The organism is Stenotrophomonas sp. YJH_SMC_138 (assembly GCF_059369855.1).
The window spans coordinates 1-13,776 of record NZ_JCAFTB010000005.1 but is presented as its reverse complement, the minus strand read 5'-3'; the positions used below and the strand labels follow the sequence as shown (position 1 = coordinate 13,776).

Genomic DNA, 13,776 nt, shown 5'->3' with positions numbered 1-13,776 from the left:
CGCGGAGCCCCGACATGGCACACAAGAACACGATCTGCCTCTGGTACGACAACGGCGCGCTCGAGGCCGCCACCTTCTACGCCAGCATCCTGCCCGACAGCGCGGTGATCGCCGTGCATCACGCCCCCGGCGACTTTCCGGATGGCAAGGAAGGCAACGTGCTGACGGTCGAGTTCACGGTCTGCGGCATTCCCTGCGTCGGCCTCAACGGCGGCACCGCGTTCAAGCACAGCGAAGCGTTTTCCTTCCAGATCCAGACCGAGGACCAGGCCGAGACCGACCGCCTGTGGGATGCGATCGTCGGCAACGGTGGACAGGAGAGCCAATGCGGCTGGTGCAAGGATCGCTGGGGCATCTCCTGGCAGATCAGCCCGCGCATGTTGATCGAAGCCGTGACCAGCAAGGACAAGGCATTGGCCAAGCGCGCCTTCAACGCGATGATGCCGATGAAGAAGATCGACATCGCCACCATCGAAGCGGCAATCAAAAAAGGGGACGGAGGGGATTAAGTCGTTTCTCCCCATGCCCCGTGTGCAGATGCAGATTGCGACTTAATCCCCTCCGTCCCCTTTTTGCGAGGTGTTGATGTCCTGGGATGCGATCGTCGTTGGTGGCGGCCACAACGGCCTGGTCTGCGCGGCCTATCTGGCGCGCGCTGGAAAGAAGGTGCTGGTGCTGGAACGTCGTGGCGTTCTCGGCGGTGCCGCAGTCACCGAGGAATTCCATCCCGGCTTCCGCAACTCGGTGGCGTCGTACACGGTGTCCCTGCTGCAGCCGAAGGTGATCGACGACCTGCAACTGCATGCGCATGGGCTGCGCATCATCAATCGCCCGGTCAACAACTTCCTGCCGATGGAGGATGGTCGTTATCTGCTGTCGGCACCGGGCCGCACCCAGGCAGAGGTCGCGAAGTTCTCCGAGCGGGATGCGCAGCGGCTACCCGAATACGAAGCGCGCCTGGAGATCTTCGCCGATGTGCTGCGCGCGTGGGCCCTGCGCGCGCCACCGGATGCCGGCGTTGCCGGTGGTTGGCGCGCGTTGCCTGCGCTGTGGCAGATGGGCCGTCTTGGTCGTGAACTGGCCACGCTGGATGCCTCGCTGCGGCAGGAGCTGCTGGACCTGTTCACGCTGTCGGCAGCCGAGTATCTGGATCGCTGGTTCGAAAGCGAACCGATCAAGGCGCTGTTCGGCTTCGATGGCATCGTCGGCAACTACGCAAGCCCCTATACACCGGGCAGTGCCTACGTACTGCTGCACCACGTATTCGGCCAGTGCAATGGCGTGAAGGGTGCGTGGGGCCATGCGATCGGCGGCATGGGCGCGATCAGCCAGGCGATTGCAGCCTCGGCACGCGAGGCCGGAGCGGAACTGCGCGTGGAGGCCGGCGTGCAGCGCGTGCGAATCGAACAGGGCCGCGCGGTGGGCGTCGAACTGGCCAACGGCGAGATCCTGCGCGCACGCACGGTGGTTGCCAACGTCAATCCGAAACTGCTGTACGAACAATTGCTGGAACCGGCACAGGTACCCAACGCGACACGCGAACGCATGGCGAACTGGCGCTGCGGTTCCGGCACGTTCCGGATGAACGTGGCGCTGTCGCGGCTGCCGGAGTTCCGCGCCCTGCCCGGGCCCGGCGATCACCTCAGCGCCGGCATCATCATGGCACCCAGCCTGGATTACATGGACCGCGCCTGGCTGGATGCGCGCCGCGACGGTTGGGCGCGCGAACCGATCGTGGAAATGCTGATTCCGAGCACGCTGGACGATTCGCTGGCGCCGCCCGGGCAGCACGTGGCCAGCCTGTTCTGCCAGCATGTGGCGCCGGTGTTGCCTGAAGGCCGCCATTGGGACGATCACCGGGAGACCGTGGCCGACCTGATGATCGCCACCGTCGAACGGCATGCGCCCGGCTTCACCGCCAGCGTGCTCGGTCGGCAGGTGCTGTCGCCGCTGGATCTGGAACGCACCTTCGGCCTGGTCGGCGGCGACATCTTCCACGGCGCACTGAGCGCCAACCAGCTGTTCTCGGCACGGCCGATGGTCGGCCAGGCCGGCTATCGTGGCGCCCTGCCCGGGCTGTACCTGTGCGGTTCGGGCACACACCCCGGCGGTGGCGTCACCGGTGCACCGGGGCACAACGCGGCGCAGGTGGTGTTGCAGGATCTGTAGAGGCGTGCCCACCAACGGTCGGCACCTGCAGCGTCAAATGATCCCATTCAAAGCGTGCCAACCAGGGTTGGCACCTGCCCGCGTGGGAGAAGGCGTGCCCACCAACGGTCGGCACCTGCAGCGTCAAATGATCCTTCGGATCATTTGACGCTGCGCAGATGGTTCGGGCGCTTCGGTGGGCCGGGCGGGCGGCGCTTGAACGGCGGCTGCCCGCGCCAGTAGCGGATCAGCAACCAGCCGAACAGCATGCCGCCGAGGTGCGCGAAGTGGGCCACGCCCGGCTGCCAGCCGGTCATGCCCAGCACCAGCTCGCCCACACCGAACAGGATCACGAAAGTGCGCGCCTTCATCGGGATCGGCGGGAACAGCAGCATCACCCGCTGGTTCGGGAACAGCATGCCGTAGGCCAGCAGCAGGCCGAACACGCCGCCGGAGGCGCCCAGCACCGTGGCAGGGTTTTCCAGCAGCGTACCCACCAGCAGCTGGCAGACACCGGCACCGGCCACGCACACCAGGTAGTACAGCAGGAAGCGCTTCTCGCCCCAGGTCTGCTCCAGCGGCGCGCCGAACATGAAGACCGCCAGCATGTTGAAGAACAGATGGCCGAAGCTGCCATGCAGGAAACCGTAGGTCAGCAGCTGCCAAGGCTGGAAGTTGCCACCCGGCGAGAACGCGTCGAAGCCCTGCTGCAACGGTTGCAGCATGAACGGCTCGAAGGTCTGCATGCCGAGCAGGAACGGCTGCTGCAGCAGGAACAGGATCGCGTTGGCGATCAGCAGGGCCTTGGTGACGGTTGGCAGTCGCGGGAACATGGGAGCACCGGCATGGAACGGCCTCCATCATAGCCGCAGCATCGTGTCTTGTTGGCGACCCGCAGGTCCGGCCTGTTCAGTCGCCAGCGGTGCTCAGCCCGGGCCCCACACCGCTGCGTCCAGCGCCGCCGCCGGATCGGTCGCCGGCATCCGCACCCGGCCGTTCTCCACCCGCACACCCTCGGCGCGCAACCGTTGTGACTGCTCGCGCCAGCCGGCCGACCCTTCTTCCATGGCAATGCGCCCGTCCGAGCGCAGCACGCGGTGCCAGGGCAGGTCCGGGTCGTCGTTCTGGCCCAGGATGCGTGCGGTCAGGCGTGCACGCCCGGGCAGGCCCGCGCGCATCGCCACCTGGCCGTAGCCCATCACCTGCCCCGCCGGGATTGCGCGGATCACCGCCAGGATGCGCGCACGCGCCTGCTCCGGCGTCAGCGCCGCAGGCGGGTCACCAGCAGAACGCCGATCAGCACCAGCACGGTGCCGGCGATCTGCGCCGGCCCCATCGGTTCGTCGAGCAGCCATAGGCTCATCACGATGGTGGAAACAGGGCCCAGCATACCGACCTGCGCGGCCAGCGACGAACCCACGCGCTGCACCGCCAGCATGATCGCCAGCACCGGCAGCACCGTGCACACGGTGGCATTGACCAACGACAGCCACTGCACCGGCGCCGGTGCCTGCCACAGCAGCGGCAGCGGATGGGTCACCGCGAAATGCAGCAGCACCAGCACGCTGGCCACGCAGCTGGCATAGGCGGTCAGCCGCACCGCACCGATGCGCGCGACCACCTGCCCACTGCCGAACAGGTACAGCGCATAGCTGAGGGCACTGCCCAGCACCAGCAGGCTGCCGACGATGATCTGCCCACCCTCGCGCTGCAGATCGTGGCCGAAGGCCAGCAGCACGCCGAGGTAGCTCAGCACCAGCGCACCGATCTGCCAGCGGCCCGGCCGCTGGCGCGCCAGCAGCACGTTGATCAGCAGTACCAGGGTCGGGTTCAAGTACAGGATCAGCCGCTCCAGGGTCACGCTGATGTACTGCAGTCCCTGGAAGTCGAGCAGGCTGGACAGGTAGTAGCCGGTGAAACCCAGCCACAGCACGCGGGCACGGTCGGCCCAGGACAACGGCTCGGCCCGGCGCGCGGCCCACAGTGCCATCAGTACGAACAGGGGCAGCGCCATCAGCATGCGCAGGGCGAGCAGCGTGGTGGCATCGACGCCGTGGCGCAGGCCGAGCTTGACGATGATCGCCTTGCCCGACGCGGCGATGGCGCCGATCGCGGCCAGGCCGATGCCGCCCAGCGCAATGCGTGGGGAAGCAGTGGCGATGCGGGAAGCGGGAGTGGACATCAGGACGACGGCGGGCCGCGCAGAGCGGCCCGGTAAGGCGTGGGGGACGCTCATTGTCGCATGGGGGCGCCCGCTACCCTGTAGAGCCGAGCCTGCGCTCGGCGTCGCCAGGCCGGTGCGAAAGGCTGCCGAGCAGGGCTCGGCCCCACAACATCCCGGCTCAGCGCATCAGCACCACTTCTTCGGCCGAGGTCGGGTGGATCGCCACGGTGTCGTCGAACTGGGCCTTGGTCGCGCCCATCTTCACCGCCACCGCAAAGCCCTGCAGGATCTCGTCGGCCGCTTCGCCCAGCAGGTGGATGCCTACCACGCGTTCTTCCGGACCGGCACAGACCATCTTGAACAGGCTGCGCTGGGTACCATTGGCCAGGGCCTGCAGCATCGGGCGGAAGCGGCTGTGGTAGACGCTCACCTGGTCGAAACGCCGGCGCGCTTCTTCCTCGCTCATGCCCACCGCGCCCAGCGGCGGATGCGAGAACACCACGCTGGCCACGTTCTCGTAATCCATTTTGGACTGCGGGCGCCCCCCGAACAGGCGGTCCATCAGCCGCCGCGAAGCGGCCACCGCCACCGGGGTCAGGCCGACCTTGCCGGCGATGTCACCGACCGCGTGCACGCTCGGCACGCGGGTGGTCTGCCACTCGTCCACCTGCACCTGGTCGTGCTCGCCGATGTCGATGCCGAGCGCTTCCAGACCCAGGCCACGGCTGTTGCCGCGGCGGCCGGCAGCGAAGAACACCGCATCGAACACACTGTCGATCGGGCCGTCATGGCCGAACGCCCGCACGCGCTCGCCATCGCGCTGCAGTTCGCGCAGGCGATAGTCGAAATGGATCCGCACGCCCTGCTGTTTCAGGTTCTCGGCCAGCTGATCGGTCAGCTCGTAATCGAAGCGCTCCAGCAGGCGCTTGCCGCGCACCAGCAGGCTCACGCGGCTGCCGAGCGCCTGCAGCAGGCCAGCCAGCTCCACCGCGATGTAACCACCACCGATGATCGCCACCTCGGCCGGCGCCGCACGCAGGTCGAAGAAATCGTCGGAGACCAGGCCCAGCTCCGCGCCGGGAATATCCGGACGCAGTGGATGCGCGCCAGTGGCGATCAGGATGTGTTCGGCGCTGTAGTGCACGCCATCACTGCAGGCCACGGTGTGCGCATCAAGCAGATGGCCACGTGCCGGAATGCGCACCACGCCGGTTTCGTCCAGGCGCTTGTGGTAGCTGGTGTGGATGTTGCTGATGTAGGCCTGGCGATGGATCACCAGTTCCTTCCACGACAGCGCCGGGCGTGCCTCGACATCGAAGCCCATCGCATTGGCCAGGCCGATGCGCTCGTGCAGGTCGGCCGCCAGCCACATCGCCTTCTTCGGCACGCAGCCGACATTGACACAGGTTCCGCCCAGTTCGCCGGGTTCCAGCATTGCCACGCGCTTGCCATGCTGCGCGGCGCGGATCGCACCGGCCAGGCCGGCGGAGCCGCCGCCAAGGACGATCAGGTCGTAATCATAGGATGCAGTGCTCATCGGAATCGCTCGGGTCGGTAAGGGGCAGGATCGATCGCTGGCGTGTGGCCGCAGACGAGATCGGCGATCCGCTGGCCGATGCCGGCGCTCATGCTGACGCCGAGCATGCCATGCCCCGCTGCAGGCCAGACGTGAGGATGCGCGGGCGCGCGGCCGATCGGCACAGCGCGTGCGCGCTCATCGCTCACCCCTGCTTCGTCCTGCGCCGCATCGGTGGCCACTGCCGGTAGGTCATTGCACGCCACAGCCATTCCATCGGACCAAAGCGGAAGCGCGCCAGCCACGCGTGCGAAACAGCCACCTGCACGGCAAACAACAGCAGCGCGAACAGCAGCTGCACGCTGCGCGGCATCATCTCGAACCTGCCCAGGCCGTAGTGGTAGAAGGTCCAGGTACACAGCAGCGACTGGCCAAGATAGTGGGTCAACGCCATGCGCCCCACCGGCGCCAGCCACGCCAGCCGCGTGCGCCAGTGCACGATCCACGCCAGGTAGCCCAGGCACATCGGCAGCCCGCCAACCGTGACCAGGGCCATCGCCGCGGTCACCGGCAGGTTGTAGGCGCCGGGTGCAAGGTAGGGTTTCCAGGCAACCCCCAGCAGCGTGACCAGCAGCCCCAGCGGCAGTGCGATCCAGCGCAGCGACGCGTACAGCCGCGGGAAGCGCTCCGGCGTCGCCAGCGCGCCACTGCCGGCGAACCAGCTGCCGAGCAGGAACATGCCCAGCACTTCCGGGCCGCTGATCAGCAACGCGCCCATCGAGGTGCCGAACTCGCTCAGGCGCTGCACAGTGGCCTGCGCCCAGCTGCCCTGCCCGTACACCTGCCGCTGCAGGTCGATGCTCTGCTGCGCCTCGGCAAGCATGCCCTGCACCTCTTCGGCCGACGCCATCGACACCATCGCACCCACCAGCAGCATCATCGCTACACCGCCGAGGTAGACGATCACGCCCATCCACGGCAGCCAGCTGCGCGGCGCCTCGCGGCAGGCCAGCAAGGGCAACGAGACCAGCGCATACATCACCAGGATGTCGCCGGACCAGACCAGCAGTGCATGGCACAGGCCGATCAGCAGCAGGCCGGCGCTGCGGCGCAGGTAGAACGGGGTGAAGTCGCGCCCGGCCACCTCGGCGCGTTGCGCCATCACCGCAAAGCCGGCACCGAACAGCAGCGAGAACAGGGTGAAGAACTTGCCCTGCACGAACACATAGACGAAGGCGTCGGCCCAGTAATCGATGCCCCGCCAGTGCACGTCAATGCCGGTGAAGGCCAGGTCCAGCGGGCCGCTGAAAGCCTCGATGTTCATCAGCAGGATGCCCAGCAGCGCAGCACCACGCAGCACGTCCAGCACGGCGATGCGTTCGCCGGAAGCCACCGGCTGCAGGGAAGGAGAAGCGGCGTTCACGGGGCGTCCGTCAGGCAGGTCCGCCATTATGCCGCCGGCCCGTGCACCATGGATGGCCGCGGCGTGTTCCAGAAACGCAACGGCCCGCCGAAGCGGGCCATTGCTGCCATCACGATCGCGCTGCGATCAGTGCTGGTGACCGCCGTCGCCGTGGACGTGGCCGTGGTCCAGCTCTTCCTTGCCGGCTTCGCGCACGTCGACGATTTCGACGTCGAAGTGCAGGTCCTTGCCAGCCATCGGATGGTTCAGGTCAACGTCGACGACGCTCATGCCGACCTTCTGCACGGTCACCGCACGCGGGCCGAAGTTGGTCTGCAGCACGACCTGCTGGCCCGGCGCCAGCTTGGTATTGCCGAAGTGCTTCTTCGGCACGCGCTGGGACAGGCCCTCACGACGCTCGCCGTAGGCATCGGCCGCCTTGACGTCGACGTTGAAGGTCGCGCCGGCTTCCTTGTCCATCATGGCGTTTTCCAGGCCCGGGATGATGTTGCCGTGACCGATCAGGATCGCCAGCGGCTCGCCGCGGTCCTTGGACGATTCGATCGGCTCCTGGCCGACTTCGGAAACGGTGTAGTGGAAGCGGACAACGCGGTCTTTTTCGATCTTCATGCGCAACTCTGTCTGGATCTGCCGGAGGCAGGCGGGTTGGGGCGGGTTGTCGCCCGGCGGGGACGCCGCCATCATGACGGCCAATCCAAGGTGGCGCATTATCCGGAGATCATGCACATCACGCCAGTTTCGTCCGGCCAGCGCCGGTTTCTCGCCCCGGCCCTGCTGCTGGCCCTGCCCCTGTTGATGACCGCCTGTGGCGGTGGCAAGGCCACCCGCCCGGCCCCGCCCCCGCCCACGGCGAACTGGCCAAAGACCGTGCCGGACAACCCCGAGGCTGCCAACTCGGTGCTGATGCGCGCCATCAGCCTGGTCGGCACGCCCTACCGCTATGGCGGCAACACCCCGGATTCGGGCTTCGACTGCAGCGGCCTGGTCGCTTATGTCTATCGCGAGATGCTGGACCTGCGGCTGCCGCGCACCTCCCGCGACCTGGCGGCGGTGCAGGGCCCGAAGATCGACCCGCAGCGCCTGGCCACCGGCGACCTGGTGTTCTTCGGCAGCCGCGGCAGCGTCACCCACGTCGGTATTTATGTAGGTGAAGGGCGTTTCGTGCATGCGCCGAGCACCGGCGGCACCGTGCGCCTGGACTCGCTCAGCGGTCCCTACTGGAAGGACCACTACACAGGGGCGAAACGCGTCCTTCGCTAAAATGAACAGGCGATATATTCAAAACTGTGACGAACATCACTGTGTAACTAACGAATTACTAACGGAATTTTTAACTTATCCGCGCTTTTACAGGGCATGATGCCCCATCGTTTTTTTCCTGTGACCGACGCGTGACGACTGACGACCTGAAAAGCGAAGGCCAGACTTCCGTATCTTCACGTAGTGCCCGCCCGCTGTTGCTTGGCCTGGCGTTGTGTCTGACCAGCCTTCCGGCCTGGTCGCAGACTGCTCCGAACCGTTCCGATGTGACCCCGGCCCCGGTGGCCGAGAGCACCGCCCGACCGGCCGCCAAGGCCGAGGCTGCCGCTCCGCAGCGCAGCCGCGTCGATGCCGCCGCCAGTGCCACGCTGGCCGCCCTGCTGCCGCACCTGGCCGCCAACGACACCATTCCGCTGATGGACCGCTCGGCCGTGGTGGCCGGCGACCTCAGCCGCCTGCTCGCCAACTACGACACCAGCAGCGCCGCCAATGGCAGCGTCGTCGGCACCGCCGCCGACAACGGCAAGGTGCAGTCGCTGCTGCGCCGCGCGATGACCCTGCTGGGCACCCCGTACCGTTGGGGTGGCAGCAACCCGGACAGCGGTTTCGACTGCAGCGGCCTGGTCGGTTATGTGTTCCGTTCGGCCCTGGGCATCGAACTTCCGCGCGTCTCGCGCGAGATGGCCCACGATGACAATGCCGAACTGATCAACGACCGCACCGCGCTGGCCGCGGGTGATCTGGTGTTCTTCGGCCGCAAGGGCCGCGTCGACCACGTCGGCATCTACGTCGGCGATGGCCGTTTCCTGCACGCGCCGAGCTCGGGCAAGGACGTCCGCGTGGACACCCTGCTCAGTGGCTACTGGGGCAACAAGTTCATGCAGGCCCGCCGGGTCGACCTCTGACCGGCTGGCGTCACAGCGCCGTCTGACACGAGAAAGCCGCTGCCCTGCAGCGGCTTTTTTGTTGGGGCCCGCGTAATGGTGGGTAGCTGCCGACCTTGGTCGGCACCGCCTCCATCCACGCATGGCGTGGATCTACCACGGCCGGCAGCGCGTCAGCCATCTCCCAAACGAAAGGCCCGCCGGTCAGGGCGGGCCTTTCATCTCCACGCAACCTCAGCTGCGTGGCGGTGTCGGGTCAGGATCGTCCACGCCCACATTGCTGGACGGATTGTCATACACCGCCTGGTCCAGCAGCCCGGTTTCCTTGGCCACGATCACCGGCACCAGCATCTGGCCGGTCACATTCGTCATCGTGCGCATCATGTCGAGGATGCGGTCGATGGCATACAGATAGCCGATGGTCTCCAGCGGCAGGTTGGCTGCGCTCAGCACCACCGTGGCCATGATCACCGCGGTACCCGGCACGCCGGCCGTACCGAAGCTGCCCAGCACCGAGGCGATCAGCACCACCACGTACTGCTCCGGGGTCAGCGGCACACCGCTGTACTGCGCGATGAACACCGCGCACAGCGCCGGATAGATCGCGCCGCAGCCATCCATCTTGATGCTGGCGCCCAGCGGCACCGCGAATGAACCGTAGTCCTTGTGCACGCCCAGGTTGTGGGTGATCGAACGCAGCGCCACCGGCATCGCGGCGAAGCTGGACGAGCTGACGAAGGCCACCTGCATGCCCGGCGCCGCGCCGCGGAAGAACTTCAGCGGGTTCAGGCCGTGCGCCAGCAGCAGCGCGCTGTAGACCACCACGATGTGCAGGGCGCAGGCCACGTACAGGGCCAGCACGAAATGGCCCAGCGGCAGCAGCTTCTCGAAGCCATAGCTGCCGACCAGGCCGGCGATCAGGCCGAAGGTACCGATCGGGGTGACTTCCAGCACGAAGCGGGTCACCTGGATCATGATGTCGCTCATCTGGCCGACCAGCTTGCGCGCCTCGGTCACCTTCTCGCCCAGCTTGACGATGGCAAAGCCCACCAGGCCGGCGAAGAAGATCACCGGCAGGATCGAGCCGCGACCGGCCGCCAGCACGGTCTCACCGGCCGCATTGACCTTGGTACCGATGCCGGACAGCGCGTAGAAGACATTGGCCGGCACCACGTCCAGCAGCACCTGCACCACACTGGGCACTTCGCGCGGCACGTAGTTGCTGGCCATGGTCAGCTGCAGCCCGCCGGCACCGGGCTGCAGCACCGTCCCCACGCCCAGCCCAACGCATACCGCCAGCGCCGCGGTGATCACGAACCACAGGAAGGTGCGGCCACTGAGCGCGGCGACCGACTTCTGCCCGTGCAGCGACGAGATCGCGTTGATGACCGCGAAGAACACCAGCGGCACGGCGATCATCTTGATCAGGGTGACGTACAGCTCACCGAGCGGGCCGAACCACGTTTCCGCGGCCGGGCCAAGCGCCCAGCCGGCCAGCGCGCCGAGCACGAAGCCACCGACCACGCGCTGCCAGAATGGAATCCGCAGCCAGGCAGAGACCAGCTTCATAGGCAATCCAGAGGGGAAGGAAGGGATGCTGGCACGATAGCCCAAGGCGGCCCGCAGAACGACCGCCCGGCCGGCAAATCAGTGTGTCATCGGCGTGCCTTGCAGGGGCGGGCATAATGAACGTCCCGTTACAGTTTGTGAGATCCCAGCGTCCATGCGCCGTTCCGTCTCCCTGTTGGCCGCCTGCGCCACCACCCTGCTGCTGGGCGCCTGCGCCAGCACCACCCCCGCCTCTGCCCCGGCCGGCCTGAAGGTCGCCGTCGACCCGGTCGCCCATCCGGCCGGCGAGACCCCGCAATGGTGGTACCGCAGTGGCGCCGCCCAGGCCGCCGCCAACGGCGCGATGTCCGGCAAGGCGAAGAACGTCATCCTGTTCCTCGGCGACGGCATGAGCCTGACCACCGTGGCCGCCTCGCGCATCTACGAAGGCCAGCAGAAGGGTGGCTCGGGCGAGGAGAACCTGCTGTCCTGGGAGCGCTTCCCGGCCACGGCGTTCAGCAAGACCTACAACACCGATTCGCAGACGCCGGACTCGGCCGGCACCATGACCGCCATCACCACCGGCGTGAAGACCCACATGGGCGCGATCGGTGTCAGCGCCGGCAGCCGCACCGACTGCGCCGACAGCCTGTCCAAGGGTCTGCTGACCTGGCTGCAGCTGGCCGACAGCGCCGGCCTGGCCACCGGTGTGGTGTCCACCGCGCGCCTGACCCATGCCACCCCTGCTGCCACCTATGCGCACTCGCCCGAGCGCAACTGGGAAAACGACACCGACCTGACTGAAGCGGCCAAGGCTGCAGGCTGCAAGGACATCGCACAGCAGCTGCTGTCGACCTCGCGTTATGGGCGCGGCCCGCTGGTCGCTCTCGGCGGCGGTCGCGGTGAATTCACCACCGTGGAAGAGCGCGATCCGGAATACGACGACAAGGTCGGCCAGCGCCTGGATGGCCGCAGCCTGGTGCAGGAATGGCAGCAGGCGCACCCGCAGGGTGCCTACGTGTGGAACAGCAAGCAGCTGGCGGCGGCCGCCAATGCGCCGGCCATCCTCGGCCTGTTCGAACCGGACCACATGCGCTACGAATACGAGCGCCCGCAGGATCCGGGCGGTGAGCCGAGCCTGGCCGAACTGACGGCTGCAGCGATCAGGAATCTGGCCAGGCACCAGGAAGGCTACGTGCTGATGATCGAAGGCGCGCGCATCGACCACGCCAACCACAGCGGCAACGCCTTCCGTGCACTGACCGAGACCGTGGCGCTGTCCGACGCGGTGCGCGTGGCCAACGAGCTGACCTCGGCCGACGACACCCTGATCATCGTCACCGCCGACCACTCGCATACGCTGAACTTCGTCGGCTACCCGGCACGTGGCAATCCGATCCTGGGCAAGGTGAAGGACAAGGGCGGCGAAGATGGTGCCGGCAAGCTGGACTACGCGCTGGACGGCACCGGCCAGCCGTACACCACGCTGAGCTATGCCAACGGCCCGGGCCATACCGGCAGCAGCAACCAGCAGCCGGCCGGCCCGAAGCGTTACCCGCACAACCCGAGCAGCTTCGAACCGGCCAACGGCCGCCCGAACCTGCGCGAGGTCGACACCGAGCATCCGGACTACATGCAGGAAGCACTGGTGCCGATGAAGTCCGAATCGCACGGTGGTGAGGATGTCGGCATCTGGGCGCGTGGCCCGGGCAGCAAGGCGATCCGCGGCACGCTGGAACAGAACGCGATCTACCACATGATCGTGCAGGCCACCCCGGCCCTGCGCGAGCGCCTGTGCCAGGCCGGCACCTGCGATGACAAGGGCGTGCCGGTGCAGCTGCCGGCACCGACGGCCTTCGAGCGCAAGGCCGAGGCCAAGTGATCGTGCGGCAGGCCCGCCTCGACCGCGGCCGCTTCGCGCGGTCGCTGGTCCTGCTCGGCGTACTGGCCGGTTCCAGCGCGCTGGCGCAGGCGCCGGCCTGCAAGCTGCTGACCGACGAACACGGGTTGTGGCCGCTGCCCAACTGCGAGGTGGTCGATCACCGGCCGAAGATCAGCGCCGATGCGCTGAAGGACCTGAACTACGACGACCACGGCCTGGCCGTGGTGTATGCCGACCAGGGCTTCCACTACGTCGACCGCAAGGGCCGCAGCCTGCCTGTGCTGACCTGGGACAACGGCCCGGAAACACCGCAGGAAGGCCTGCTGCGCGGCCGCGTCGGCAACCGTGTCGGCTACTTCGACCTGACGTTCCGCCAGGTGGTGCCCGGCACCTACGATTTCGGGTGGCCGTTCCAGGATGGCGTGGCCGAGGTCTGCAACGGCTGTCGGCGCGGCACGCCGGATGCCGATGGCCACACGCCGATGGAAGGCGGGGAGTGGTTCCGCATCGACCGCGCGGGCCGTCGGGTGAAGTAGGTTTTTCGGCAGGGCTGCGCCCTGCACCTGCCGATGCAACGGCAACGGCCGAAGCAACAGCAACAGCAACAGCAACAGCGTGCATTCCGTGGGATGGCGGGGCGGCCGGCAACCACGGCGGTTGCTGTTGCTCCTGGTAGGTGTCGAGCTTGGTCGACACGATTTTTCTCTCAGATATCGAATTGAATCCGGGGTCAGATCCGTTTTCCGCAGGAAAACGGATCTGACCCCAAGAGCCATTCCGACAGTTCGCAGGAAACTGTCAAAGGCGGGATGGGTCCGGTTGCGGGAGTGTCCGCGGCATGGATGCCGCGGCCAAGCCCCCATGGGTGAGGGCGCTTTGCTTGCGAAGCACTGCTTCGCAAGCGCCCGAACGCACAGCCGCCAGCGGCTGGGCCGGCCTGGGGGTTTACGG

Annotated in this window: 13 protein-coding genes and 1 pseudogene; 6 read left to right on the top strand and 8 right to left on the bottom strand. The window is 67.2% G+C overall.

All coding sequences use genetic code 11. The features are described from left to right. The first annotated feature begins 14 nt into the window (after nt 1–14). Nucleotides 15–509, top strand: a complete 495-nt coding sequence (locus AC5P7I_RS12120) for a VOC family protein (protein ID WP_014647917.1) — start codon at nt 15–17, stop codon at nt 507–509. 76 nt (nt 510–585) lie between these two features. Then, nucleotides 586–2,169 (top strand): phytoene desaturase family protein, encoded by a 1,584-nt coding sequence (locus AC5P7I_RS12115; RefSeq protein WP_014647918.1) that lies wholly within the window; start codon nt 586–588, stop codon nt 2,167–2,169. A gap of 140 nt (nt 2,170–2,309) precedes the next feature. Here AC5P7I_RS12115 and AC5P7I_RS12110 read toward each other — a convergent pair whose 3' ends face one another. The 7 genes and pseudogenes from AC5P7I_RS12110 to AC5P7I_RS12080 all read right to left on the bottom strand — a co-directional run bounded on the left by AC5P7I_RS12110 (nt 2,310) and on the right by AC5P7I_RS12080 (nt 7,860). Next, a complete protein-coding gene (locus AC5P7I_RS12110) occupies nt 2,310–2,981 on the bottom strand; it encodes a rhomboid family intramembrane serine protease (RefSeq protein WP_014647919.1) in 672 nt (223 codons plus the stop codon). A 93-nt stretch (nt 2,982–3,074) separates the two neighbouring features. After that, a complete protein-coding gene (locus AC5P7I_RS12105; protein WP_401730001.1) occupies nt 3,075–3,503 on the bottom strand; it encodes an MGMT family protein in 429 nt (142 codons plus the stop codon). Beyond that, a complete protein-coding gene (locus tag AC5P7I_RS12100) occupies nt 3,410–4,330 on the bottom strand; it encodes a DMT family transporter (RefSeq protein WP_019660628.1) in 921 nt (306 codons plus the stop codon). The genes AC5P7I_RS12105 and AC5P7I_RS12100 overlap by 94 nt, the downstream gene beginning before the upstream one ends. 160 nt (nt 4,331–4,490) lie before the next feature. Next, on the bottom strand, nt 4,491–5,849 hold the full coding sequence (gene gorA / locus AC5P7I_RS12095) for a glutathione-disulfide reductase (RefSeq protein ID WP_049442360.1): 1,359 nt from the start codon (nt 5,847–5,849) through the stop codon (nt 4,491–4,493). After that, nucleotides 5,846–6,007 (bottom strand): annotated as a pseudogene (locus AC5P7I_RS12090) (amino acid dehydrogenase); the annotation flags it as partial. The pseudogene AC5P7I_RS12090 and the gene gorA, both read right to left, overlap by 4 nt. 26 nt (nt 6,008–6,033) lie before the next feature. Next, nucleotides 6,034–7,278, bottom strand: a complete 1,245-nt coding sequence (locus AC5P7I_RS12085) for a DUF418 domain-containing protein (RefSeq protein ID WP_041863671.1) — start codon at nt 7,276–7,278, stop codon at nt 6,034–6,036. 99 nt (nt 7,279–7,377) lie between these two features. After that, nucleotides 7,378–7,860, bottom strand: a complete 483-nt coding sequence (locus AC5P7I_RS12080; protein WP_014647924.1) for an FKBP-type peptidyl-prolyl cis-trans isomerase — start codon at nt 7,858–7,860, stop codon at nt 7,378–7,380. A 111-nt stretch (nt 7,861–7,971) separates the two neighbouring features. Here AC5P7I_RS12080 and AC5P7I_RS12075 point away from each other — a divergent pair, with 111 nt between their 5' ends. Both AC5P7I_RS12075 and AC5P7I_RS12070 read left to right on the top strand, forming a co-directional pair. Then, entirely contained in the window at nt 7,972–8,511 is a 540-nt protein-coding gene (locus AC5P7I_RS12075; protein ID WP_026347086.1) for a C40 family peptidase, read from the top strand. A gap of 131 nt (nt 8,512–8,642) precedes the next feature. Beyond that, nucleotides 8,643–9,416: a C40 family peptidase gene (locus AC5P7I_RS12070; RefSeq protein ID WP_005414115.1), complete on the top strand. Its 774-nt coding sequence runs from the start codon at nt 8,643–8,645 to the stop codon at nt 9,414–9,416. A gap of 213 nt (nt 9,417–9,629) precedes the next feature. On the opposite strand, the gene AC5P7I_RS12065 is transcribed toward AC5P7I_RS12070, so the two are convergent. Next, nucleotides 9,630–10,964 carry a dicarboxylate/amino acid:cation symporter gene (locus AC5P7I_RS12065; RefSeq protein WP_262088024.1) on the bottom strand — a complete coding sequence of 445 codons (1,335 nt, stop codon included), beginning with the start codon at nt 10,962–10,964 and terminating at the stop codon, nt 9,630–9,632. 154 nt (nt 10,965–11,118) lie between these two features. Between AC5P7I_RS12065 and AC5P7I_RS12060 the strand changes: the two genes are divergently transcribed. Further along, nucleotides 11,119–12,825, top strand: coding sequence for an alkaline phosphatase (locus tag AC5P7I_RS12060; RefSeq protein ID WP_046431863.1), 1,707 nt, complete (start codon nt 11,119–11,121; stop codon nt 12,823–12,825). Further along, entirely contained in the window at nt 12,822–13,361 is a 540-nt protein-coding gene (locus tag AC5P7I_RS12055) for a WG repeat-containing protein (protein ID WP_032960809.1), read from the top strand. Before AC5P7I_RS12060 ends, AC5P7I_RS12055 begins: the two co-directional genes overlap by 4 nt. Nucleotides 13,362–13,776: the final 415 nt, after the last annotated feature.